Raw genomic sequence first — 23,900 nt, 5'->3', positions numbered from 1 at the left:
ACTTCACCGTTATTTAAAACTTTATGGATGTATAGACAGTTAGTGTTTCCCTGTCGATACGGCGCACTTCTGCGTGCGCGTTACTCGAAAGCGTTGCTTTCTCGCCCTTCGGGTCGCTTTCACTGCATTCAAGCGCTTAAACCTACGGTTTGTCAGCCAATGGCTACTTCACCGTAGGCGCGTAAGATAGCGGAAACTTGCTTGCTTGGCAAGCTCGGTTATTCAGATTGAATGTAGGCTTCGTGAGGGGAAACGATGATGTTCTTCATGGCTTCTCGTCCAAGTAGCATTTTATAACGCATTTTCTTGCGATCGGCTAAAGTAACATCGATGTCCCAGGTTTGGTCGCCAATAGTAATAGGCGTTCGAATCACGTAGCGCAACTGGGTCTGGCCGTTTGAGCTTGTAATTTTTCTATAGTCGATGACTTCTGATTGGCAGCTTATCGTTTTCTTAGGGTGCCTTTTATAAGGGCATGTTTTGAATTTAACGTAAGTGACGCCATTTTCTTCAAACGATTCAATGTCAAAAGCGTGCAAACTCGACGTTTTAGCTCCCGTGTCGACTTTTACTTTTATCGGATCAATATTGAGTTCAGAGAGTTTGGCTTCTTCTTTCCAGCCCACCTTCATTTTGCTCACGAGTCATTCCTCATAAATTTGCCATAAACACTTATGCTTTATTAGCCCTTGCCTTTAGGCTTGTTTGGGCCTTTTAAAGAGTCTTTTTCGATGTATTTAATAATCGCACCGGCGACGTCTTTGCCTGTGGCTTTCTCGATACCTTCTAGCCCTGGCGAAGAGTTTACTTCGATTACTAATGGCCCATGAGCCGAGCGTAATAAATCAACTCCCGCTACATCTAACCCCATAACTTTAGCCGCTCGCACAGCAAGAGCTCTTTCTTCGGGCTTAAGCTTTGTAACCTCGGCACTACCGCCACGATGTAAGTTCGAGCGGAATTCACCTTCTTTAGCGCTCCGCTGCATGGCTGCAATCACTTTATCGCCTACCACAAAGCAACGAATGTCAGAGCCACCAGATTCTTTAATAAACTCTTGAACTAAGAAATCTGCGTTCAAACTTCTGAAAGCATTAATCAAGCTCTCAGCCGCTTTATTCGTTTCAGCAAGCACCACACCATTGCCATGAGTACTCTCGATAATCTTTACGATTAGAGGAGCCCCGCCTACGGACTGAATTATTTCATCGGTAGCATCAACTGCGTGGGCATAGCTGGTGATCGGCATACCAACACCTTTGCGCGCCAAAAGTTGATGCGCGCGTAACTTATCGCGAGAGCGCGTAATAGCGATAGATTCGTTGACAGAATAGACGCCACCAACTTCAAATTGACGTAATACGGCAGTACCATAAGCGGTGATAGAGGCGCCAATTCTTGGTATAACAGCATCAAAATTAAGCTGAGTCACTTCACCTTTAACTTTACTATGAACCGTAGGTCGGTTTGCTGTAATGTTCATAAAGCATTTAAGGACATCAACAACTTGTGGTTCGTGACCGTGTTCCTTAGCTGCTTCCACCAGTCGACGAGTCGAGTAAAGTTTTGCGTTACGCGAGAGAATACCGATTTTCATGGGCTACCTTGAAATTAAAAATGATTATGCTTGTTTTACTGTGGCTAATATACCACACGCTGTTTTAAATCTTATAGCGAATAATCTTCAGTTTCAAAATGAGACCAGCATCACAAGCTTAGAACGCGTCACACTCCTGTCACTAGGCCGCAATCATATTGTCTTCTAGTTGTTACGATATCGTCATCTTCCGCTAATAGCTTATAGGTGCTTTATAAATAAACTGCATTGAGGATAAATTTATGCGACGCCTAAGTAAAACTATAATAGCTACGGCGGTAACATGCGGACTGGTTTCAGTGGCGCATTCTGCCGTTCTTCCAGATGTTCAGTCGAACAGCCCTTGGTTCACAGACGGTCAAGCTGCTATTGAAAAACAGCTAAGTCAGGCTCCAAAATCTAACGCTAAAAATGTCATCTTATTCGTGGGTGACGGCATGGGGATCTCTACCATTACAGCTGCTCGTATTTTGGCGGGGCAACGTAACGGCGGTACTGGTGAGGAGAACTTTCTTTCCTTCGAAACAATGCCCTACAGTGCCCAAGTCAAAACTTACAACACCAATCAGCAAACGCCTGATTCAGCTGGCACAATGACGGCGATGATGACGGGAGTTAAAACAAAAGCTGGCGTGATTAATATTGCTCCTGATACAGACCGTGCTAACTGCGATACAGCGAGTGGCTATGAATTAAAAACAGCCATAGAGATGGCGGAAGAAAAGGGCTTGTCGACTGGCATCATTTCTACGGCCCGCGTTACCCACGCTACTCCAGCTGCGACTTATGCCAAAGTTCCTGAACGAAACTGGGAAAGTGATGATGGAATGCCTGAAGACGCCAAAACAGCTGGTTGTAAGGATATTGCAACACAGCTCGTAGAGTTAGAGGCAGGGGATGGTATTGATGTCGTGATGGGGGGCGGTCGCCGTCACTTTATTCCTGAGACAGTGACTGACTCAGAAGGAAAAGCTGGAAAGCGCACCGATGGTCGCGATCTTACGAATGAGTGGCTTGAGCGTTACAACGACCAAAATGCTTTCTACGTTGAAGATCAGTCAAGCTTAACAGGACTGGATTTAGCCAACGCCGACAAACTATTAGGTTTATTCAACTCATCTCACATGCAATATAACGTCGATCGTTTGAGCGATGTTGGTGGTGAGCCCACAGTCACTGAAATGACGGAAGTCGCTTTAGAAATCCTCAAAAAGAATGACAAGGGTTACTTTTTGATGGTGGAGTCTGGCCGCATTGACCATGGCCACCATGCTGGTAATGCTTACCGTGCTTTAGATGACACCATTGAGTTTGCCAACGCCATCCAATACGCCATGGACAACACCAACCCAGAAGACACTTTGATTATGGTAACAGCTGATCACAGCCATGTGTTTACTATTGCTGGTTATCCACAGCGCGGCAATCCAATTTTGGGGTTGGTTAAATCGACGGACGCTAGTGGTCAACCTGAGTCCGATCTAGCTCTAGCATCTGACGGTATGCCTTACACCACAGTCGGCTACACCAATGGATTAGGCTTTGCTGATTATGGCGTTGGTAATGGCGGTGACCAACGCTATGGTGACGATCCTCACAGCGGGCGTGTTGATTTAACTTCTACTGATACGACTCAATCGGGCTTCCATCAAGAAGCGCTCGTTCCTTTGGGCTCTGAAACACATGCTGGTGAGGATATCACGATTCACGCTCGTGGCCCTGGGGCTCATTTACTGCAAGGCGTTATTGAGCAGAACGTTATTTTCCACGTGATCAACCAAGCGGCGGAGCTTGGTGGCGAAGCTTATCAATAGTAATCGTTTAGTAATTACAGCAGAATTTAATTGAGGATATAAAGATGAGTATTTTTGATAAAAAGCAACACTCGAAAAAGCATGCTTACACATTATTAAGCGTATTGATATCAACGACTTTGTTAACCGCATGTTTCGATAGTGATGACGATGATGAAACCCCCGATCCAGAGCCACCAGTATCAAGCATAGACTGGACAAAAACTAATCAATGGTTCAATCAAGGTAAGACACGTGTCGACGCTGCTTTAGAAACTGAGGAAGTGTTGACCAAAGGCTCGGCTAAAAACGTGATTCTTTTTGTCGGTGACGGCATGGGCGTTTCGACCATAACTGCCGCACGAATATTCGCTGGGCAGAAAGGTGGGGCTACGGGTGAAGAGTATCAGTTGAGCTTTGAGAAGTTTCCAGTCGCGGGCTTTGCTAAAACCTATAACACTAATCAACAGACACCAGATTCGGCAGGAACTATGACGGCTATGATGAGTGGTGTTAAAACCAAAGCTGGCGTTATTGGTTATCCTGACAGTGCGTTGAGAGCCGATTGCAGCTCAGCAAAAGGCAATGAGCTGGTTACAGCCGTGGAATTGGCTGAAATAGCCGGTATGTCGACAGGTGTTGTGTCTACGGCACGTATCACCCACGCCACGCCAGCAGCGACTTATGCGAAGTCTCCGGAGCGTAACTGGGAAAGCGATGACGGTTTGACTGATGAAGCAAAAGCTAATGGTTGCAAAGATATTGCTACTCAGCTGGTTGAGTTTTCTTATGGTGATGGCATAGACGTTGTGATGGGCGGTGGCCGTCGCCACTTTATCCCAAACACTTTTACCGATGAAGAGGGCAAAACAGGCAAGCGTACGGATGGAGTGAATTTAATCGACTCTTGGAAAGCAAAGTATCCAGTTGGAAGCTATGTGTATGATCAAGCAGGTTTTGATGCATTAAGTGCAGACTCGGCATCGAAAGTTCTAGGTTTATTTAATTCATCACACATGGAGTATGAGGCAGATCGCGCTAATGATGTGGCGGGTGAGCCATCTCTGAGCGAGATGACGTCTAAATCGATTGATATTTTAAGCAAAAACGACAAAGGATTTTTCCTTACTGTTGAGTCTGGTCGAATTGATCACGGTCATCATGCGGGCAATGCTTATCGTGCGCTTGAAGATGCGGTTGAGTTCGCTGAGGCGGTACAGACTGCGGTTGATAAAGTGGATTTAAACGAAACCTTGATTATTGTTACTGCTGATCACAGTCATGTCTTTACCTTAGCGGGTTATCCGACACGCGGTAACCCAATTTTAGGCGTGGTTAAAGGTAATGATGGTGCTGGGCACGCGGAAGATGAAGCAACAATGGCTGCTGATAATATGCCTTACACCACAGTTGGTTACGCTAATGGTTTAGGGTTCGCTGATTATGGTGAAGGCAATGGTGGTGATCAACGTTATGGTGACGCAGCCGCCGCTGGGCGCCATGATCTAGCTAGTGTTGACACGCAATCAGCTGGCTTCCATCAGGAGTCATTAATTCCACTTGGTTCGGAAACGCACTCTGGCGAAGATGTCGGTATCTATGCTGTGGGACCAGGCGCACAATTGCTACGCGGTACCCATGAGCAGAGTAATATTTTCCATGCGATGAATCATATTGCTGATTTAGTGGGTAAAGCGGAAGCCGCACAATAAATAGAATGACGTTCTGCTTATATATGAAGCTGATTCAGCTAAGTTTCATTAAAAGCAGGGCGTCATTTTACAGTCTTTAATTATTAAAAAGTGACACAGTTATGTTTCAGTCCAATAAACTTTTAGCCTTACCATATATTTTGTGTTTTTTAGCTCTAGCCTTGTCCAGCCTTGTTATCGCTCAACCCAAGTCAGTAGCAAAAAAAGCAGAGTATGTTGTCACCAAAGGTGGTCAATCGTCTTTAATAACCATTTGGTTTTCTACAGACAAGATTGCCTTTTCTGAAGAAGGATCAAGTAAGGTGGCTTTGTGGAGGCTTTGGCAAACTCAGCCCCCAAGCTTTTATCAAGCTTATCCTGAGGTTGGTTACAGAATCGAATTTGATCGCCTTGCTAGCCAGAGTACGAAAAAAGTACTAGAGCAACTAAAAAGCGTTGTGAACGATGGTGACTTTAAAGATGCGTTCGTTATTGATGGAAAACAGTTTAAGTTATCATCGTTGGAAAATGGTTGGGTTGTTGAGGAACATATGAATCAATGGAATGATTATAAGACTTATGATTATGCTGATATTGGTGATAATGAAGCTGATCCTGTTTTGGGAAAGTTGATAAAACAAGGTTTTATTCAAGGACTTTAAAACCTTATGACAAAGGCCGCTTGAGCAATGGTGAAATATTTTTTGCCTAGGGCTTTATTATTAAGAACGTTTGAGCGATAATGCGCGCAACTCAGCTGGTCCCCCCGCAACGATACGTTGTGAATCCCGCCAGGCCCGGAAGGGAGCAACGGTAGCAGCCGACTCGTGTGCCGGGGTGTGGCTAGCTGGGCCTTATAACTTTGAATGGAAAGTTATATCAAGATTTCAAAAACCGCTAGTGGCAACACTTAGCGGTTTTTTATTGCCTACAAGCTGAGGTTTTATCGCTAATCACTTCTATCTTGTTGATTTAAAAGCTTATTAACTCTTTTCTTCTAGTTTTAGCTGAGACAAAGAGATTTTCCATTCGAGTAAAGTGTGCTATGGTTTCTGCATTAAAACGATAAGCATATCTAAACTGATTACTTTATGAGCTATCAAGTGCTCGCCCGTAAATGGCGTCCCAAAAACTTTCAAGAGTTGCGTGGTCAAGAACACGTCAGTCGCGCTTTAGTCAACGCGATTGAAAGTGGTCGTTTGCACCATGCCTATCTATTTACTGGCACTCGTGGTGTCGGTAAAACAACCATTGCTCGTATTCTTTCAAAGTGCCTTAACTGTGAGGCAGAGGGTGTTACCGCAACACCTTGTGGTCAGTGTGGTAGCTGTACGGAAATTGATGAAGGTCGCTTTGTCGACTTAATTGAAGTGGATGCTGCTTCTCGAACCAAAGTTGACGACACCCGAGAGCTTCTTGAGAATGTTCAATACCGACCAACTCGTGGTCGTTATAAAGTTTATCTGATTGACGAAGTTCATATGCTTTCTAACAGCTCCTTCAACGCGCTGTTAAAAACCCTTGAAGAACCGCCAGAGCACGTTATTTTCTTATTGGCGACAACGGATCCGCAAAAACTCCCGGTGACCGTTCTATCCCGTTGTTTACAGTTCCATCTTAAACACATGGATGAAGAAACGATCGCAAGCCATTTAAAATTTATTCTTGAGCAAGAAACCATAGATTTCGAAAACATCGCGCTACAACTTATCGCACAATCTGCAGAAGGTAGTATGCGAGATGCTTTGAGCTTGCTCGATCAGGCGATTGCTTATGGTCAGGGTCAAGTTCTCGAAGAAGACATTCGTACCATGCTCGGCACTATCGATCATAAGTTTATGGTGCGACTGCTCGAAGCTTTAGCCAGCCGTGACAGTGTTATGGCGATTAAAGCGGTTGATGACATGAGTCACTATCCAGTCGATTTTGCGGATGCCTTAAAAGAGCTACTCAGTCGTATTCATCAAATTGCAGTTTACCAATCGACACAAGTGCTTCTTGATAGCGCTGCGTCCTATGTAACTGAATTTGCGGATATTTTTGAAGCTTCTGATCTACAGATGTATTATCAGTTAGGCTTGCATGCACGCCGAGATCTCGAGTGGGCTCCAACAGCAAGACAAGGCCTAGAAATGGCACTGTTGCGTATGTTAGCTTTTCAAATTGATACAGGCTCTGACCAAAAAGGGCCGCAGGTCGCAAAAAAAAAAGTTAGTATAAGTTCGAACGGTTCATCTACAACTTCAGCTGAGCAAACTCAAAGTCAGGGCTCAGAAGTAGCGCCTGAAGCTGATAGCGTTCTTAGCAAAAGTGCTCTTAGCAAAAGTGCGCATAGCGAAGCAGAGAGGGATGTGAATCCATCATCGGATACCGCAGGAAGCATCGATGAAACTGGCGCTATAGAAAGTTCAAAAGATGATGAATCTCGCCATGAGCCTGTCGCTCAAGCTCCTACTACAGAATCAGCTGAATCGAATGAAACAAAACTCACTGGCTCTGATACTAGCTCTGATAATAGTGCTAAAGCCCAGCCTCAATCTTCTTCAGTAGATAGCACCGAAGAAACAACTAACAATGTAACCCAAGAGCAAAGCAATCAATCAGAAGTTGATGACTTTGCAGGTTATGAGCAATTCATTCAGCAAGATGAAGATGATCAAGAAGATCTTTCCAGTTTAGGTTTTGAGCAACCACCAGTTGTTGAAAAGCCTCAGGCGCCAGCACAAGCGGATACTAGTGGCGACGATGAAGCTTTAGCAAGTTTGCACTCCGCATTGGGATTGAATTTAAGCGTGGAAAGTTCCAAACCGCAAACGGAAACAGTAAATTCAAACAACTCAATAGCTGCTCAATCCATAGAGCCAGCTCCTCAGGCAGATAGAGACGATTCGCTACAATCGCAACAGCCAGCTATTTTTCAAGAATCAGTAGAGCAAAAAACTACTGAGACAGCAGAAAAAGATAGAGACGATGCAGAGCCGGTGAGTTACGACAGCGATATCGAAAGATTGATGCAGGCAAAGCATGAGCTCGACCAGAACCCGCTGGATGAGGTCAATACTCAGCAATCAGCTGATAATGCGTATGAAGCTAACGGTTCGCAGACAGAGGATGATGAGCCTGAGTTTATTCCAGAGTTGAACGTTTCCGAAGAAGCGATGGAGTGGGCAAACTTAGTAAAAAAACTTGAATTAGACGGTACTTACCACCAAATAGCTCAAAGTAGCAGTGCTATTTGGGCATCAGATCAAAAGTTAACGTTAGAGTTGGCTCCTGAACAAGAGATTTTGTTAACAGATAGCGCGAAAAAAAGCGTGCGAAGCGCGTTATCCAGCTACCTAGGAAAAGAGGTAACCATCGACTGGCAGCTGAAGCATCCAAGCATGGATACCCCAGCTGAAATTTGGCAACATCAAGCAAAGCTAAGGCTACAAAAAGCGTGTGAAGACTTGAATCAGCATCCGTTTGGCCAAGAGCTGCAGGCAAAATTTGGCGCTAAACTTGATCGACAGTCAGTTGTCTATTTAAACGACTAGAGCCCTTTTCTAGTTATTGTTAAAAATTAATGAAACATTGAGGTAAAGCCATGTTTGGTAAAGGCGGTTTGGGCAATATGATGAAGCAAGCCCAACAAATGCAAGAAAAGATGAAGCAAGCTCAAGAAGAGATTGCGAACCTAGAAGTTACAGGTGAAGCTGGCGCAGGAATGGTAAAAGTTACCATGACTGGACGCCACGACGTTAAGCGCGTTGAAATCGATCCAAGCTTGATGGACGACGATAAAGAGTTGCTTGAAGACTTAGTTGCTGCTGCAACAAATGCAGCGGTGCGTAAGGTTGAGGAAGAGACTAAAGAGAAGATGAGCGGGGCGACTGAGGGGTTGAATCTTCCGCCAGGTATGAACCTACCATTTTAATTATGGTGTCTTTTTGAGCCTGAGCTTTGTTAGTGCTGTGCTCAAATCCTCATGTACTTATGTACACTCCGGATTTTGCGCGCAGTACTGCCTCGCTCAAACTCAAAAATACTACCCTAATACTACATAAATAATACTTATCTAATATAAAGAAATATGCAGTCACCATTGATAAAAAAGTTGATAGATGCGTTCACCTGCTTACCAGGTGTTGGCCCCAAGTCGGCGCAGCGTATGGCCTATAACTTGCTTGAGCGTAACCGTGGTGGTGGTATGCATTTATCCTCAGCACTTCAGGCTGCGATGGAGGGGGTTCATCATTGCCAGCGGTGTCGTGACTTTACCGAATCCACTTTATGTGGGATCTGTCAGTCTGAACGTCGTGATAAATCTTTGCTTTGTATTGTTGAAAGTCCTGCGGATGTTATTGCTATCGAGGCAACAGGCGGCTTTCAGGGGACTTACTTTGTTCTAATGGGGCATTTATCGCCACTTGATGGAATTGGCCCTGAAGACATTGGTCTTGATCAGTTAAAACGACTGATTAATGAAGAGTCTCCATCTGAGGTGATTTTAGCCACAAACTCTACCGTAGAGGGAGAGGCGACGGCTCACTTCATCGCAGAATTACTAAAAGGAACCAATATCGAGCTATCTAGAATCGCCTCCGGCGTGCCTCTTGGTGGGGAGTTGGAATATATCGACGGCGGAACCTTAATGCACTCCTTCTCAGGGCGTAAACCATACACTTCTTAGCTGCATAACTAGCACTTTCACAACATTTATAACTCTCTTTGATACAAATTGATACTTTTTACTAATGCTCTCCTTTTGGGTATATTAACTTTGCTTATTTAATATATTTTGCAAAGGTAGTGCTATGAAAAAAGAATTTATAAAACTAAAAGTGTTTACGCTTGGTGCATTAGGCTTGATGTTAACTGCCTGTGGGGGTGGTGGTAGTTCAGATTCGGCAGAACCAGAGCCGCCAGTTAGCGAAGCTCCAACATGGACTGCTGGTGTCTATGAAGACGAGTCCAACTTTGTAGCCCGTTGTGAAAATCCGCGTTCTGGTAATGATATCAACGGTAATCCATGGCCTGATCAACAGGGTAGCTACCTATACGAAAAGCACTAGCTCCGCTCTTGGAGCAATAATACCTACCTTTGGTATGATGAAATTCAGGATCAAAACCCTGCTAACTTTGGCTTACCAACCGAGTATTTCGATGTTTTAAAAACCACGGCGACCACGAACTCGGGAAATAATAAAGATAATTTCCATTTCTTTATGGATACCGATGATTACCAACAACAAGCTTCCACAGGTGCTTCGTCCGGTTACGGTTTCCGTATTAAATTGGTTAGTTCAGCGCCTCCACGTCAAATATTTATTGCCTATACAGAGCCCAACTCTCCAGCCTCAGCAGAGGGAATTACTCGTGGAGCTGAAATTATCGAGATTGATGGTGCGGCAGTTGTCGATGGCGATGCCAACATCCTAAACGCAGGTTTATTTCCTGCTGAAGAAGGCGAGACTCACGAGTTTGTTATTCGTGACTTAGGAAGTAACACTAATCGTACTGTCTCGTTAACGTCTGCAATCGTGACTTCTGATCCTGTGCAAAATGAACAAATTTTCAACACTGCTAGTGGTAATGTGGGGTATATGCAGTTTAATACCTTTGGTACACGAATTGCCGAGCAGGAGCTTATTGATGCCTTTGTAAACTTCTCTAACCAAGGTGTTCAAGACCTAGTCGTTGATTTGCGTTACAACGGTGGCGGTTTCCTCTTTATTTCAAGCCAGCTTGCTTACATGGTTGCTGGCGATGCGCAAACGTCGGGTAGGGTATTCGAAGAGACCGTTTGGAACGATCAACACCCAAACTTTAACCCTGTAACTGGTGAAGCATTACAGCCAACACCTTTCTACAGCACTACGTCGAGTGAAGCGACTGCACCAGGTGGTGTTCTACCAAGTCTAAACTTGAACCGTGTTTTTGTGTTATCCATGCCAGGCACTTGCTCCGCCAGTGAAGCATTTATTAATGGCCTTCGTGGTATTGATGTTGAAGTAATATTAATTGGTGATACCACTTGTGGTAAACCTTATGGCTTCTACCCAACCGATAACTGCGGTACAACTTACTTCACCATCCAGTTTAGCGGCGAGAACGATAAAGGTTTTGGCGAATACGCTGACGGTTTCGTACCTTCTTCAACTGATAACGGCCAAGACTTCGTAAAAGGCTGTGTAGTTGAAGATGACTTCAACCATCTTTTAGGCGACCCAGATGAAGCGTTACTTGCGGCTGCTCTTGAGTACCAAGCAACAGGAGCTTGTCCAGCAGGTACTTCTAATAAGCAAGCTAAGCGCCATGCTCAAAAAGCCTATGTTTCGCCTGAGTCTTTGCTTAACTCTGATAGAGTCCAGCAGCGCTTGTTTATGGAGCAAAGCAAGTTCTTAGAAATCCCAAAGGAGTTGAGAAATGAATAAACTTTGGATTGGTTTGGTGGCCTTAACACTTGGATTAATGGGGTGTAAAACAACGGAGTGGGACAAGGAGAAAGCCTTGCCCGCTACAATTGTAGGCTTTGATAAAGAAGCTAAGGACGAAATCGCCGGTATTATTAATCAAATTATGCCAGGTGCTAATGTCGCTCTTGCGGATGATATATTTAGCACAGACAATCGTCTTTTTATCCAGCGCAAACCAGTAATGGTCGACGGTAATCCGGCGCAAGGACGAATTACCGAAATGCCGCGCAAATTTGAGCTTTATCACTTAGAAGACACCTGCTTTCTGGTGGATTCAAAGTCGAGCGATATCTTTATCCTTGAGACTGTATCTTGTAATCCTATGGGGTAAAGTAAGTCTTATCATCGAAAAGCCAGCTTGTTGCTGGCTTTTTTGTATTCGGTAGAAAAATTCTATTGAAAAATTCTAACTCAACCCCATTCTAGAGGTACTGTCAGTTAACCTATTGAAAGTAAGAATATGTCAGAAACAGCAACTAAAAAAACGCATTCTTTTCAAACCGAAGTCAAGCAGTTGTTGCACTTGATGGTGCACTCTCTATATTCCAATAAAGAAATCTTTTTGCGCGAGCTTATTTCAAACGCGGCCGATGCGGCGGATAAGCTACGCTTCAAAGCGTTGAAAGATAGTAGCCTATACGGCGATGACGCAGATTTGAAGATTCGTATCACAACTGATAAAGACGCCAAGACGCTGACTATTTCGGATAATGGCATCGGTATGACCGAGCAAGAAGTTATCAATAACTTGGGTACGATCGCTAAATCTGGAACGGCTGACTTCATCCAGCAACTAACGGGTGATCAGAAAAAGGACTCCAAGCTGATTGGTCAGTTTGGTGTAGGTTTCTATTCTGCATTTATCGTTGCCGATAGGGTCACTGTGGTTACTCGTGGAGCGACTGCGGGGATTAACGAAGCTGTGATTTGGGAGTCTGCTGGCGACGGTGAGTTCACCATTGAGCAGACTGAAAAAGAAAACCGTGGTACCGATATTATTCTACATTTGAAAGAGGGCGAAGAAGAGTTTTTAGAAGAGTTCCGCCTGCGTAACATTATCGGTAAGTACTCGGATCATATCTCCCTGCCAGTCGAGATGAAAAAGATGGTGACTGGGGAAGATGATAAAGTTGAAAAAGAAGAGTTTGAAGCAGTAAATAAAGCCACAGCGCTCTGGACTCGTAGCAAATCTGATATTTCTGATGACGAGTACCAGGAATTCTATAAACATATTTCGCACGACTTCCAGGACGCTTTAACTTGGAGCCATAACCAAGTTGAAGGTAAGCAGGAGTACACAAGCTTACTCTATATTCCTTCAAAAGCTCCGTTCGATTTGTGGAACCGTGACCGAGTGCGTGGCGTAAAATTATACGTACAGCGTGTTTTCATTATGGACGACGCCGAGCAGTTCTTGCCTGTGTACCTACGATTTGTGCGTGGCTTGATTGACTCTAATGACTTGCCGTTAAACGTCTCGCGAGAAATATTGCAAGACTCAAAAGTGACCCAATCTTTAAGAAACGCAACAGTTTCGCGTATTCTGAAAATGCTTGAGCAATTGGCGAAAAAAGACAAAGAGAAGTATCAACAGTTCTGGAACGAGTTCGGTCAGGTTCTCAAAGAGGGTACAGGCGAAGACTTTGCAAACAAAGAGAAAATTGCCAAGTTGTTCCGCTTTAGCTCGACGCATAACGACAGCAAAGAGCAGACTGTTTCACTTGACGAATACATCGAGCGCATGAAGCCCGAGCAAGAAAAGATATATTATATTGCTACAGATAGCTTCCTTGCCGCTAAAAATAGTCCGCACCTTGAGGTTTTCCGCAAGAAAGGCATTGAGGTTTTGCTAATGCATGATCGCATTGATGAGTGGACAATTTCGCATCTGAACGAATACGAAGGCAAGCAATTTGTTTCTGTGACACAAGGCGACTTGGACTTAGGTAATCTTGAAGATGCAGAAGACAAAAAAGCCCAAGAGAAAGCGTCAGAAGAGCATAAAGAGCTTGTTGAGCGCATCAAAACAGTGCTTGGCGACAAAGTTGCCGATGTGAAAGTGACCATGCGACTGACCAATACGCCAGCCTGTATTGTCGCTGGCCAAGGTGATATGCCACTGCAAATGGTCAAAATGCTACAAGCAGCGGGCCAAGATGTACCAGACGTAAAGCCAGTGTTTGAAATTAACCCTGAGCACGCTCTCATTAACCTTGTGGAAAAAGAGCAGGGCGACGAACAGTTTGCTGAGTGGGTTGAAGTTTTGTTTGACCAAGCACTACTAGCAGAGCAAGGTCAGCTAGACGACCCAGCCAGTTTTGCGAGTAAACTCAATAAGTTACTTTTAAAGCTAGCTAATTAATATTTCCGCTCTGACCACCAAAAGCCCACTGTTTAGTGGGCTTTTTTTGTTTGAAACTTCTCATCTTGTGATTTTCGTATTAGAGTATGAATGGACTATTGGCTTAATTTACGTGAAATCTAACTAAAATTAACTGCAAGCCAAAGTGTTAGGACAATTTTAGAGGGGACAGATTACGGATGTTTTTATTTTATAGGCTGTGTAAATGTTTTGTATTATTTCTTGCTCTGGCCACAACTAGTAGCGCCAAGAGCTCTTCTGAAAACTCATCATTTGAGCAGTTGCTCAATTATCAAGAAAGTGCCCTGATGGATGCTTTTCATCGTAATAAAATTGTTATTAATAGATTTAAAAGTCCAAATATCTTTACAGGCTATATTCCTTTTAAAGAAAACCGAAAGTTTAAAGTCGAAGTTAGGTTAACAGATCGAATGATTGTCTGTGTTGAGAGGGTCCCAGGAGTGGACCGTCAAATTTGTGCTAATGAAACTGTTCTTAATATTGCTAAGAGTGATACAAGTAGTGCAAAGCGGTATCTAATTTATAGGGTTTCGTATTTTAAGCATGATGGTAACAAAGAACCTGAGCCGCTTTACTTCAGCTATCGATACGCTGAGGATGAAGAAGGCTTATTCTCCTCTTGGGATAAGAATGAGCCCGCACTAAAGAAAATACAAAAAAAATTAAAACTAGTGGCTACGCAGTTCGTAAAAGACGCAGAGAATCTTGGTAATAAGGTTCAAAGTGAGCATCCAGTAATACCCGACTCAGTTCCTCGTATTGAGCTTCTTGCGCGTAAAAAGATTATGGATGACGGACAAATATATGAAGCAAAAGTCTCTATCGAGGGTAAGCCTACCATAAAAACTTTAGTCAAAGCGAAAGGAGTTCTTGATGATACAAAAGTCTTCGCATTTATTGAAAAAAGTAAAACCCCATCGCTGTATGGACATGTTTTTGAATACAGTAGACTCTTTTTGGGCAAGACGTTTGATGGCGGGAAAAAAGTTTATGAGCTATGCCGTTGGTCACAAGAAAACCAACTTAAAACCTGTGATCAGTATCTTATAAGGCTTTCTGATTACTTCAAAGATAGTGTTGACTGGGCAAAATTGATGGGGTGGTAATTTGAAATAATTACTGAAAGTTATGGTTAAAAAATTTTCTTAGGCGGCTTTTGCTAGTAAGCTGAGTTGCCTCTTGTTAAGATCGGCTCATTACGCAAGCTAACCACCGCCACTGGCGGTTTTTTCATGAAGAAATTTTTATCAAGCACCTTGTTTAAGGTATTGTTTTTAATCGGGGTTCTGGCTATTTTTATCGGCTCTGTCATGCCTGGCAAACAGCTGCCGACAAACTTACCTTGGGATAAAGCTTTGCACTTTACAGGCTATTTTGGTTTAGCTTTTCTAGCCCGAATGGGGTCAGACAAACGGCCGACATGGCTTTTAATCGTAGCTTGTATCGCTTTTTCTTTTCTTATCGAAATCGCTCAGATGTATATTCCAAACAGAGGCTTTGAATGGCCGGATTTACTGGCCAACAGCTTAGGCGTTTTGGCAGGAACCGTATGTGCTATTCCTATCAAGCACTATCTCAAGAAGCGTAAGATAATGGCTACTAAATAATTGGGCTATAGCTGAACTTAGGTTAAGCACTTCGATATATCAATAGCTTAGCGAGTCACCTAGTTAGAACCGAGTAAAAATTTGTGTTACTCATAAGGGTGCAGACATGAAGTTTGTAGTCTAATACAAGGAGTATGTAATGAGTAACACAAAGAAAGCTATCAAAAAACGAGTACCCAAAAGCAAAGGGATTACGATAAAAGTAAATTCTCAATTCATAGAAGAGCAGGAAAAGTGTCAGTCTAGTAATAAAGAAATCCCACCAACCAATATTTATTCATTTTCCAGTCATGGGAAGTTGATTTCGGTCGATAAAGTTAAGGGCTCGGGTGTCACCGAAGTACCCCTTAACGTCATGCTTAATGATACAGTTACATTAGCCATAGGGCCGGATCACCCAGATAAGTTTTATACCCTAAACGAGTTGAAGCGATTTAACCCTGAAATTCAGCAGGTTAAAGTTAATGAAAAGGTTATTGATGTTGAGTTTTTCTTACCGCCTAATCGTTGGTTGTGTTGGTTTTTGAGCCGTTGCGTGGTTCCGGGCCATGTGTATAAAGACTTTGGAGCAGAGGCGCCTTTTGAGGACTTCCCTATAGATAATGCTACTGTAGAAGTGTTCGAAGTCGATCCGTTCAGGTTGTGGATTCCAAAGCTTCCTGAAAAGGTTATTGATGACCTTCGAGATGTGATTATCGAGCTTCCAGAGCCCATTAACCCACCAATACCGCCTATTGATCCGCGGGACATTCCAGAGCCAAAGCCTTTTCCACCTGAGCCAAAACCTAGGTCGTTAGCTAAAATGCTAAAGGCTGACGGCTTGCAAAAGATAAAGCTCTTAAAACAATCACCTGAGTATAAAACTCTACAGCTAGAAGCTAAGACTCAAAGTAATTTTGAATTTAGGCAGACACTTTTGGCAAAACCAAAACTGATACTGCCGTTTCTGTGCTACTACTTTCCACACTTAGTCAAAATGCATAAGCTCACTGAAGCCGTTACTGACGAGTGTGGCAAGTTTAGCGCTGTTTTCTTCCGTGGCTGTAATAATACTGATAAGCCGGATTTGTACTTTAAAGTAAAGCAGGTGGTGCCTGAAAAAGGTGAGGTGACCATTTATGAGCCGAAGCCCATAAGTTGTTATACGCACTGGAATTATCAGTGTGGAACTGAAGTGACATTACGAACAACACACCCCGATGCTGTGGCTAACAGTAACTGTGGCGGCTTTCCAAGTGGTCGATACTTGGTGTTTAAAAGTGTTGGTGTGAAAGCAATGAGCCAGATATTTGGCTGTGGCGCGACAACAACTAACAGTCAAAACATTGGTCTACTTGATGATGGTAAAGATCCAGGTAGCCCTTTTGGTGGTGGTCTGTATTTCAAAGCGGATTTCTCTCCTTCTTTGCGAAACCTTGGTATTCGCTACTATAAAATAAGTGTTAAAGGCCCAGGCACAAATGGCATCTTTAAGCCGCTAAGGCATAAGATTTATCGTTTTTATCACGAGCAGTCTGGTGACACACTTGTGAGGAAAAGTTATACCTTGGGCCCGGATAAGGATGGACACACTGATTTATACGAAATACCAGATACGCAAGCACCGAATCACTCGCCTTGGGTGACATTTGCCGGAAGTATGTTTCAGAACAGTACTTCAATCGGCTATTGGGATAGTGTTGAGAGTTCGCTTGAAGAAGACCTTCTATACCATGCAGGTAAGTATGAAGTGCAAATGCAGCTTTATAACGCCTCAGGTGAAGAAGTTGATATTGGTAGCGGACATTTCTACTATTTATCTAATGAGTCGTGTGACCCTACGGATCCTTTAGCTCAAAATAAAGCTAAAGACTTGAACTTGGTAAAAGTTGAGTCCGGTGAGCATCCTAGTTTGGTATTCCAGCTCCACATCGATAATAATTCCTGTGCGGGAATTATAGGTGCTCCTAAGCTTGATCAGATTACAGCAGGGGAGTGCTGTGGAACCTTAGATTATGATGAGGGCAGTCCTCCTGTTACCTTGCCATTTACAGCGAGTCACCCTAATGGTTTTGCTACTTATGATTTTAAAGTGAAGCGGAGTGCTGTAAGTCTTACTAGTTTACACAAGGATGGAACTGCAACAATGCCCGGTAACTTCGATCAAACAGGAGACGTGTCCACTCTTATGTCAGAGTCTCTACCTGATACATGTAGCGAACCGTGCCAAAACGCTGCTTTTGCTGAGCAATTACACGTATATGCTTGGGCGACTAACGGCATTCATCGAATTAGTGGCTATGATGCTCATGATTTTAGAGCGTTTGCCCTAATGAAGGCTGACTAATCTTAAGCTTTACAAAGGCGGGCAATGCTCGCCTTCACTTGAGGTTGCTTAATTTTTACTTGAGATACTAGGCTATTCCAAGTATCTTTAGCGCCTACAAAGGCAATATTTACCAATAAGGCTAGGAGACTTCGCTCATGCGAATTATTTTGTTGGGTGCACCAGGCGCAGGTAAAGGCACTCAGGCTCAATTTATCAAAGAAAAATACAATATCCCGCAGATTTCAACAGGCGATATGCTTCGCGCAGCCGTTAAAGCAGGGACAGAAATGGGGCTACAAGCCAAGCAGAAAATGGATGCTGGCGAATTAGTATCAGATGACATCATCATTGGTATCGTTAAAGAGCGAGTCAAAGAAGATGATTGCCGAAATGGTTATTTATTAGACGGTTTCCCTCGCACCATCCCACAAGCGGATGCCATGCGTGAAAACAATATTGATGTTGATTACGTTGTAGAAATCGATGTTGACCATGAAGAAATCGTCAAGCGCCTCAGTGGTCGTCGAGTTCACCCAGAATCAGGCCGTGTTTACCACGTAACTTATAATCCGCCTAAAGAAGAAGGTAAGGATGATGTTTCTGGCGAGCCTTTAATTCAACGTGATGATGATCAAGAAGATACAGTTCGCCGTCGCCTAGCAGTTTACGAAGAACAAACGCGCCCTTTGGTTGCTTATTACTCTGAGTGGGCTGAGCGAGATGCAGAGAATGCTCCACAGTATGTTAGTGTGAAGGGTGTAGGTTCTGTTGAAGATATTCGTGATGCAATTTTCGCTGGATTAGAAAAGTAAAGTCCTAATCTAGCTAACAATGAAGTGAGAAATAGATTGAAAAAACAAGGTGTTTTGTTGTGTAACCTGGGGACTCCTGATGAACCGACGCCGGAAGCTGTTCGTCGTTATTTAGCAGAGTTTTTGCATGATAAACGTGTAGTGTCTATTTCTCGCTGGATTTGGTGCATTATTCTTCATGGCATTGTTTTACGGGTAAGGCCTGGGAAGGTTGCAAAGGCTTATAAAAAGATCTGGCTAAAAGAAGGTTCGCCTTTATTAGTTATTACTCAAAAGCAACGCCAAAAACTTCAAAACGAAATCAATGAGCGCTTTGTCGATCAACGCTATGGCAAGCACGTCCCAGTAGAAATTGCCATGGCGTATGGTAACCCATCGATTTCAAATGGCTTACAGGCCTTAAAAAACCAAGGCTGTGAACGTATTATCGTGTTGCCGCTTTACCCTCAGTACTCGTCCGCTACTACAGCCTCGATTTTCGATCGTGTTGCAAAGCACTTTAAAAATGAGTTTTATGTTCCTGAAATTACCTATGTTGGTGATTATCACGACCATCCGCATTATATTCATTCGCTTGTTCGCTCTGTAGAACGATTCCGCGAGCAACATGGCGATTCACAGAAACTTCTTTTCTCTTTCCACGGTGTCCCTGAAAGGTTCTCTAAAAAGGGTGATCCTTACGAATCCCAGTGCAGAAAAACAGCTGATTTAGTGGTCAAAGCCCTAGGCTTAGCTGAGGATGAATACGCTGTATCTTTCCAGTCTCGATTTGGTAAAGAGGAGTGGGTCAAGCCTTATACCGACGAACTACTAACCAGCTGGGCGAAAGAGGGCGTAGAGTCTGTCCAAGTGATCAGTCCTGCATTTAGTGCTGACTGTTTGGAAACACTCGAAGAGCTAGCCATCGAAAACCGCGACACCTTTATTGAAAATGGCGGTAGCGACTATCAGTATATTCCCGCACTAAATGATGATCGTGGGCATATAGAATTAATGCTTCAGCTCATTGAACAGCGCCTGTTAACTTAGCGCCTATCTGAATTCTAGTATTTGTGTCGGACTCTTCTTCAAACCTAGACCTTAACGAGCTTTTCTCTTCCGATGGACCTTTATCCAAGGTCTTTACGGGGTTTAAGCAGCGTATCGAACAGTTGCAGATGGCGCAGTCCATTGAGGCTGTGATTGAGTCAGACGAGTCCATTTGCATCGAGGCTGGGACTGGAACCGGAAAAACCTTTGGGTATTTAGTGCCGGCTTTGAAAGCTTGGTATCTGCACGATAAAAAAATTATAGTCTCTACTGGCACTAAGAATCTGCAAGATCAACTTTTCTATCGCGACCTTCCAAATATGCGCGACGCCTTGTCGGTGTCACCAAAAATCGCGTTACTCAAAGGGCGTAATAATTACCTATGTACTTATCGCATGGATCAAAGTCTCGATTCGGGGCAGTTCCAAAGCCGCTCGATGGTCGATACGCTGGCAAAAGTAAAATCCTGGTCGAGTCAAACCCAAAGCGGTGATCTGACTCAATGCAAGGATCTATCGGACAACGATCCTTTATGGCCTTATGTAACGTCGACCAATGATAATTGCTTAGGCGTTGAGTGCCCAGACTTTGCCGACTGCTATGTTGCTAAAGCACGTCAAAAAGCGACCACTGCCGATGTGGTGGTGGTCAACCATCACCTTTTATTAGCGGATATGGTGCTTAAAGATGATGGCTTTGGCGAGCTTCTGCCTGATGCAGACACGGTAATTGTTGATGAAGCACATCAGCTGACAGATATTGCGCATAGCTTTTATGGGCAACGACTAACCAGCCGCCAGTTGATGGAATTATGTCGTGATACAGAATTAGAAGCGCTTACCACAGCAAAAGACGATCGCCAGCTAAGCGTCGCCGTGCGCAGAGTGGAAGGGGCGGTTAATGAAGTTCGACTAGAGTTTGGTGAGTCGGGAAGAAAAGTTAATTGGCAACTTATCGCAACGACGGCATTGCAGGCAAAGCTTAAAGATCTAGAAAAAGAAGTCACGGCCTTGTGTGAGCGTTTGGAGCGTCATGCCAGTCGCTCGAAAGGTTTGGATAGCTGTCACCGCCGCTGTGAGGAGTCGCTACAAACTCTATCCCTTTTTAATAGCACTTTTAGTCCGAGTAATGATGAAAAGGCATATCCCGCGGTGCGCTGGGTGGAAACCTATCGCAATGGTTTTGCGGTGCTCGAAACTCCCTTAAATGTTTCCGAATCTTTCTCACGCAGTCGTAATGAACACGCGGCTAAAAGCTGGGTATTCACATCAGCGACCTTAACTCAGGCCGATGACTTTAGCTTATTTAAAAAAGAGTTGGGGCTAGAAAAAGCTAAGGACTTAGTTTTACCGAGCCCATTTGATTATGCCTCGCAGGCCATTCTCCACATCCCTCGTGGATTACCCGACCCACGGGATAGAACTTATGTCGAGAAGTGGCAAGCGCAAGTATTACCGCTGATCGAAGCTAATCCCGGCGGTACTTTTGTATTGTTCACAAGTTACGCTGCATTGAATAAGGTTAAAGACCTTTGGCAAGAAAAGCTCCATGATAAAAAGGTTTTTGCCCAGGGCGAATTACCTAAGAACGAGCTGATTGAACAATTTCGTGAAAAGGGTGATGCGGTACTACTCGCCACATCGAGCTTTTGGGAAGGGGTTGACGTTAAGGGCATGGCCCTGAGCCTTGTGGTGATTGATAAGTTGCCTTTCTCAGCGCCAGATGAACCTTTAATTGAAGCTAAAATCCAGGCCGCACGCAAAAGTGGTAAAAACCCTTTCTTCGATATCCAGATCCCTGAAGCTATAATCAGCTTGAAGCAGGGTGCGGGACGCTTGATCCGTGACTACAATGATAGTGGCGTGCTTGTGCTTTGTGACCCTCGACTAATTGCCAATAAATACGGCCAAACCTTTCTCAAAAGCTTGCCGCCCATGAAGCGCACCCGCGAGCAAAATGTTGTGATAGAATTCCTATCATCATTAAATCAAGTTATCGACAATAACGATTAAGCAATTTATGCCCAACTTATTAGTAATAGATACGGCGACGGAAGCTTGCTCAGTAGCTTTAAGTCTAGAAGGACAAGTATTTAGTCGTTCGAAAATAGCACCCCGTGAGCATGGCGAGCTGATTCTGCCTATGATAGATGAGGTTCTAAAAGAAGCTCAAGTAAAGCTCGCGCAACTGGATGGAATTGTTTATGGCCAAGGGCCAGGTGCTTTTACTGGACTTAGAATCTGTATCAGCGTGGTGCAGGGACTAGCTTTTGGTGCTAATTTGCCGGTCATTGGAGTGTCGAGTTTACAGGCGATGGCTCAGGGCTTATATAGTCTGCGCAAAGAGAAGCATACGCTGTCTGCAATCGATGCACGGATGGGGGAAGTCTACTGGGGGCAGTATGAAGAGAAAGAGGGGGTGATGACCCTTGTTGGCTCAGAAACTGTTTGTGCCCCTGAGTTTGTCACAGTCTCCCAGACTGATGCGTCTATAGTATATAGCGCGGTCGGTACCGGCTGGAAAACTTATGCAAGTGAGTTGTCTAAAACGCTTAATGTGCCAACTGTGATTCATACTGAGCCACTATATCCGCTTGCTGAGTATATGTTGCCGATGGCGGAAAAGTTGTTCGAGCAAGGGCGGGCCATTCCAGCCGAGAAGGCCGTTCCTGTCTATTTACGAGATAACGTTGCTAAAAAGGCAAGGCATCAGTAATTATAAGGATTATGCCCATTCAGCTTAGATTCACGGACTTTTAAGTAAGCTGAAAGACAAGTAACATAGATTTATGAGCAACTGGATAGTTGTAAGCGAAAACTTAGGAGAAATTTAATGGTCAAACTATTAAAGCTTTCATTGGTATTGGTAGCCGGTGCTGTTTTGGCGGGCTGTGCTTCAACACCAGCACAAATTCAATTTGAGCAACCCAATTTAAGCTTTACCCAGGTTGCTCAGAACCCAGAAGCCTATACGAAAAAAGAAGTTCGTTGGGGCGGTATTGTGGCTCGGGTCGAAAACTTGGAGAAAGACACTCTAATTGAAGTGGTAAACCTTCCTTTAGGGCGCCAAGCTCGACCAGTCGCTAGTCAAGAAACTGGTGGCAGATTTATCGCACGCATCCCTGGCTTCTTAGATCCGATGATTTATACCCAAGGTAAAGAGATTACCGTAGTCGGCATGCTCGCAGAGCCAATGCCGGGCAAAGTAGGGGAGCATAAAATTAACTTCCCAGTGGTTGATGCGCGAGGCCATCAATTATGGAAAGAGCGGCCTAACTATGAATACGTGGAAGTTTACTCGGTATGGGACCCTTACTGGTTTTATCACCGACCTTACTACTGGCCGTACAACTATCGATATCGAGTGATTCGCCACGATCATCGTTACGACCGTCGCCGTCAGATGAATCGTGATGCCGAAAACCCCGCTCGAGAAAATTATCGCGGTGTGCCAACTGAGCCAGCGGTAAGGAACTCGACACCTAGAGTCCGAGCTAAGACTAATGCGGTTCAAGGTAACATAAACCAGACGAGCCGATCGGTTCAGCAAAAGTAAGCGAATAAAAAAGGAGCTGAAAAGCTCCTTTTTTATACTAGAAATATACTATTCAGGCTTATCGTGCCCATAGAACTTAATATTACGCTTAATTCGGTCGCGGCCATTCGATTGGCGCCAGCGGTTGGTATCTCGTAAAGAATAAACGCAGCCACAGTATTCTTGTTGGTAAAACTCTTCGCGCTTTGAAATTTCAATCATGCGCTGGGCGCCGCCTTTTTTACGCCAGTTGAAGGTCCAGTAGCGAACATCATCATAACGATCGGCAGCTCTAACGCCACAGTCGTTGATCTGTTCCATATTCTTCCAGCGTGAAATCCCAAGGGTGCTGGTGATTAAATCGAAGCCATTTTCAGCCGCGTACAGAGCCGTTCGCTCAAAACGCATATCAAAGCATACTGTACAGCGTGCACCGCGCTCAGGCTCGTTTTCTAGCCCTTTAACGCGATCAAACCAGTTATCTTTATCGTAGTCAGCATCAATAAATTCAATACCCAACTTATCGCAAAAGCGTTTGTTCTCGTTCTTACGAATTTCGTACTCTTCGATGGGGTGGATATTTGGGTTATAGAAAAATACCGTTTGCTGAATCCCTGATGCATGAACGGCTTCCATTACTTCCGCTGCGCAAGGAGCACAGCAAGAGTGCATTAGAACTTTATCTTCG

At 44.1% G+C, this 23,900-nt stretch carries 21 protein-coding genes and 1 other RNA gene; 19 read left to right on the top strand and 3 right to left on the bottom strand.

Annotation, left to right across the window (positions count from 1 at the left end; genetic code table 11):
• Positions 1-218: 218 nt before the first annotated feature.
• Together DL796_RS11655 and rimK are read right to left on the bottom strand one after the other, a co-directional pair.
• Positions 219-632 carry an ATP-dependent zinc protease family protein gene (locus tag DL796_RS11655; RefSeq protein ID WP_227593077.1) on the bottom strand — a complete coding sequence of 138 codons (414 nt, stop codon included), beginning with the start codon at positions 630-632 and terminating at the stop codon, positions 219-221.
• A 50-nt stretch (positions 633-682) separates the two neighbouring features.
• Positions 683-1,597 (bottom strand): 30S ribosomal protein S6--L-glutamate ligase, encoded by a 915-nt coding sequence (rimK, locus tag DL796_RS11650; protein WP_110201886.1) that lies wholly within the window; start codon positions 1,595-1,597, stop codon positions 683-685.
• Positions 1,598-1,839: 242 nt separating this feature from the next.
• Here rimK and DL796_RS11645 point away from each other — a divergent pair, with 242 nt between their 5' ends.
• From DL796_RS11645 to DL796_RS11560, 19 genes are all read left to right on the top strand, one after another.
• Complete coding sequence (locus DL796_RS11645) at positions 1,840-3,411, top strand: alkaline phosphatase (protein WP_110201885.1); 1,572 nt, start codon at positions 1,840-1,842, stop codon at positions 3,409-3,411.
• Between the two features lie 44 nt (positions 3,412-3,455).
• Positions 3,456-5,102, top strand: coding sequence for an alkaline phosphatase (locus DL796_RS11640; protein ID WP_110201884.1), 1,647 nt, complete (start codon positions 3,456-3,458; stop codon positions 5,100-5,102).
• A gap of 101 nt (positions 5,103-5,203) precedes the next feature.
• The gene (locus DL796_RS11635; RefSeq protein ID WP_110201883.1) at positions 5,204-5,743 is read left to right on the top strand and encodes a hypothetical protein; all 540 of its coding nucleotides are present in this window, start codon (positions 5,204-5,206) and stop codon (positions 5,741-5,743) included.
• 93 nt (positions 5,744-5,836) lie between these two features.
• Positions 5,837-5,933: signal recognition particle sRNA small type (gene ffs / locus DL796_RS11630), an RNA gene on the top strand.
• 239 nt (positions 5,934-6,172) lie between these two features.
• Positions 6,173-8,617 (top strand): DNA polymerase III subunit gamma/tau, encoded by a 2,445-nt coding sequence (gene dnaX, locus DL796_RS11625; protein WP_110201882.1) that lies wholly within the window; start codon positions 6,173-6,175, stop codon positions 8,615-8,617.
• Positions 8,618-8,667: 50 nt separating this feature from the next.
• Positions 8,668-8,997 (top strand): YbaB/EbfC family nucleoid-associated protein, encoded by a 330-nt coding sequence (locus DL796_RS11620; protein ID WP_110201881.1) that lies wholly within the window; start codon positions 8,668-8,670, stop codon positions 8,995-8,997.
• A gap of 156 nt (positions 8,998-9,153) precedes the next feature.
• Positions 9,154-9,753: a recombination mediator RecR gene (gene recR, locus DL796_RS11615; RefSeq protein WP_110201880.1), complete on the top strand. Its 600-nt coding sequence runs from the start codon at positions 9,154-9,156 to the stop codon at positions 9,751-9,753.
• Positions 9,754-9,877: 124 nt separating this feature from the next.
• The gene (locus tag DL796_RS11730) at positions 9,878-10,135 is read left to right on the top strand and encodes a hypothetical protein (protein WP_227593076.1); all 258 of its coding nucleotides are present in this window, start codon (positions 9,878-9,880) and stop codon (positions 10,133-10,135) included.
• A gap of 153 nt (positions 10,136-10,288) precedes the next feature.
• A complete protein-coding gene (locus DL796_RS11610; protein WP_227593075.1) occupies positions 10,289-11,497 on the top strand; it encodes a S41 family peptidase in 1,209 nt (402 codons plus the stop codon).
• The gene (locus DL796_RS11605) at positions 11,490-11,870 is read left to right on the top strand and encodes a hypothetical protein (RefSeq protein WP_110201879.1); all 381 of its coding nucleotides are present in this window, start codon (positions 11,490-11,492) and stop codon (positions 11,868-11,870) included. The genes DL796_RS11610 and DL796_RS11605 overlap by 8 nt, the downstream gene beginning before the upstream one ends.
• A 129-nt stretch (positions 11,871-11,999) precedes the next feature.
• The gene (gene htpG / locus DL796_RS11600) at positions 12,000-13,901 is read left to right on the top strand and encodes a molecular chaperone HtpG (protein ID WP_110201878.1); all 1,902 of its coding nucleotides are present in this window, start codon (positions 12,000-12,002) and stop codon (positions 13,899-13,901) included.
• Between the two features lie 179 nt (positions 13,902-14,080).
• Positions 14,081-15,028, top strand: coding sequence for a hypothetical protein (locus DL796_RS11595; protein ID WP_110201877.1), 948 nt, complete (start codon positions 14,081-14,083; stop codon positions 15,026-15,028).
• A 126-nt stretch (positions 15,029-15,154) separates the two neighbouring features.
• Positions 15,155-15,529 carry a VanZ family protein gene (locus tag DL796_RS11590; RefSeq protein WP_110201895.1) on the top strand — a complete coding sequence of 125 codons (375 nt, stop codon included), beginning with the start codon at positions 15,155-15,157 and terminating at the stop codon, positions 15,527-15,529.
• Positions 15,530-15,668: 139 nt separating this feature from the next.
• Positions 15,669-17,855 (top strand): hypothetical protein, encoded by a 2,187-nt coding sequence (locus tag DL796_RS11585; protein ID WP_110201876.1) that lies wholly within the window; start codon positions 15,669-15,671, stop codon positions 17,853-17,855.
• 137 nt (positions 17,856-17,992) lie between these two features.
• Entirely contained in the window at positions 17,993-18,649 is a 657-nt protein-coding gene (gene adk / locus DL796_RS11580; RefSeq protein WP_110201875.1) for an adenylate kinase, read from the top strand.
• 36 nt (positions 18,650-18,685) lie between these two features.
• Positions 18,686-19,678 (top strand): ferrochelatase, encoded by a 993-nt coding sequence (gene hemH / locus DL796_RS11575; protein ID WP_110201874.1) that lies wholly within the window; start codon positions 18,686-18,688, stop codon positions 19,676-19,678.
• A 23-nt stretch (positions 19,679-19,701) separates the two neighbouring features.
• Complete coding sequence (locus tag DL796_RS11570; RefSeq protein WP_227593074.1) at positions 19,702-21,690, top strand: ATP-dependent DNA helicase; 1,989 nt, start codon at positions 19,702-19,704, stop codon at positions 21,688-21,690.
• Positions 21,691-21,697: 7 nt separating this feature from the next.
• Positions 21,698-22,393, top strand: coding sequence for a tRNA (adenosine(37)-N6)-threonylcarbamoyltransferase complex dimerization subunit type 1 TsaB (tsaB, locus tag DL796_RS11565; protein ID WP_110201872.1), 696 nt, complete (start codon positions 21,698-21,700; stop codon positions 22,391-22,393).
• A 117-nt stretch (positions 22,394-22,510) separates the two neighbouring features.
• Positions 22,511-23,233 (top strand): Slp family lipoprotein, encoded by a 723-nt coding sequence (locus tag DL796_RS11560; RefSeq protein WP_110201871.1) that lies wholly within the window; start codon positions 22,511-22,513, stop codon positions 23,231-23,233.
• Between the two features lie 48 nt (positions 23,234-23,281).
• Here DL796_RS11560 and DL796_RS11555 read toward each other — a convergent pair whose 3' ends face one another.
• The gene (locus tag DL796_RS11555; RefSeq protein ID WP_110201894.1) at positions 23,282-23,884 is read right to left on the bottom strand and encodes an epoxyqueuosine reductase QueH; all 603 of its coding nucleotides are present in this window, start codon (positions 23,882-23,884) and stop codon (positions 23,282-23,284) included.
• Positions 23,885-23,900: the final 16 nt, after the last annotated feature.

The sequence above is a fragment of the Kangiella spongicola genome (genome assembly GCF_003194565.2).
GTDB lineage: Bacteria > Pseudomonadota > Gammaproteobacteria > Enterobacterales > Kangiellaceae > Kangiella > Kangiella spongicola.
The sequence above is the reverse complement of the archived record's forward strand: the minus strand, read 5'-3'. Positions and strand labels throughout refer to the sequence as shown.

What these genes read in the sequence shown, in the direction of transcription:
- DL796_RS11655 (WP_227593077.1), bottom strand. Translation starts at nt 632, where the DNA reads ATGAAGGTGGGCTGGAAAGAAGAAGCCAAACTCTCTGAACTCAATATT.
- rimK (WP_110201886.1), bottom strand. Translation starts at nt 1,597, where the DNA reads ATGAAAATCGGTATTCTCTCGCGTAACGCAAAACTTTACTCGACTCGT.
- DL796_RS11645 (WP_110201885.1), top strand. Translation starts at nt 1,840, where the DNA reads ATGCGACGCCTAAGTAAAACTATAATAGCTACGGCGGTAACATGCGGA.
- DL796_RS11640 (WP_110201884.1), top strand. Translation starts at nt 3,456, where the DNA reads ATGAGTATTTTTGATAAAAAGCAACACTCGAAAAAGCATGCTTACACA.
- DL796_RS11635 (WP_110201883.1), top strand. Translation starts at nt 5,204, where the DNA reads ATGTTTCAGTCCAATAAACTTTTAGCCTTACCATATATTTTGTGTTTT.
- dnaX (WP_110201882.1), top strand. Translation starts at nt 6,173, where the DNA reads ATGAGCTATCAAGTGCTCGCCCGTAAATGGCGTCCCAAAAACTTTCAA.
- DL796_RS11620 (WP_110201881.1), top strand. Translation starts at nt 8,668, where the DNA reads ATGTTTGGTAAAGGCGGTTTGGGCAATATGATGAAGCAAGCCCAACAA.
- recR (WP_110201880.1), top strand. Translation starts at nt 9,154, where the DNA reads ATGCAGTCACCATTGATAAAAAAGTTGATAGATGCGTTCACCTGCTTA.
- DL796_RS11730 (WP_227593076.1), top strand. Translation starts at nt 9,878, where the DNA reads ATGAAAAAAGAATTTATAAAACTAAAAGTGTTTACGCTTGGTGCATTA.
- DL796_RS11610 (WP_227593075.1), top strand. Translation starts at nt 10,289, where the DNA reads ATGGATACCGATGATTACCAACAACAAGCTTCCACAGGTGCTTCGTCC.
- DL796_RS11605 (WP_110201879.1), top strand. Translation starts at nt 11,490, where the DNA reads ATGAATAAACTTTGGATTGGTTTGGTGGCCTTAACACTTGGATTAATG.
- htpG (WP_110201878.1), top strand. Translation starts at nt 12,000, where the DNA reads ATGTCAGAAACAGCAACTAAAAAAACGCATTCTTTTCAAACCGAAGTC.
- DL796_RS11595 (WP_110201877.1), top strand. Translation starts at nt 14,081, where the DNA reads ATGTTTTTATTTTATAGGCTGTGTAAATGTTTTGTATTATTTCTTGCT.
- DL796_RS11590 (WP_110201895.1), top strand. Translation starts at nt 15,155, where the DNA reads ATGAAGAAATTTTTATCAAGCACCTTGTTTAAGGTATTGTTTTTAATC.
- DL796_RS11585 (WP_110201876.1), top strand. Translation starts at nt 15,669, where the DNA reads ATGAGTAACACAAAGAAAGCTATCAAAAAACGAGTACCCAAAAGCAAA.
- adk (WP_110201875.1), top strand. Translation starts at nt 17,993, where the DNA reads ATGCGAATTATTTTGTTGGGTGCACCAGGCGCAGGTAAAGGCACTCAG.
- tsaB (WP_110201872.1), top strand. Translation starts at nt 21,698, where the DNA reads ATGCCCAACTTATTAGTAATAGATACGGCGACGGAAGCTTGCTCAGTA.
- DL796_RS11560 (WP_110201871.1), top strand. Translation starts at nt 22,511, where the DNA reads ATGGTCAAACTATTAAAGCTTTCATTGGTATTGGTAGCCGGTGCTGTT.
- DL796_RS11555 (WP_110201894.1), bottom strand. Translation starts at nt 23,884, where the DNA reads ATGCACTCTTGCTGTGCTCCTTGCGCAGCGGAAGTAATGGAAGCCGTT.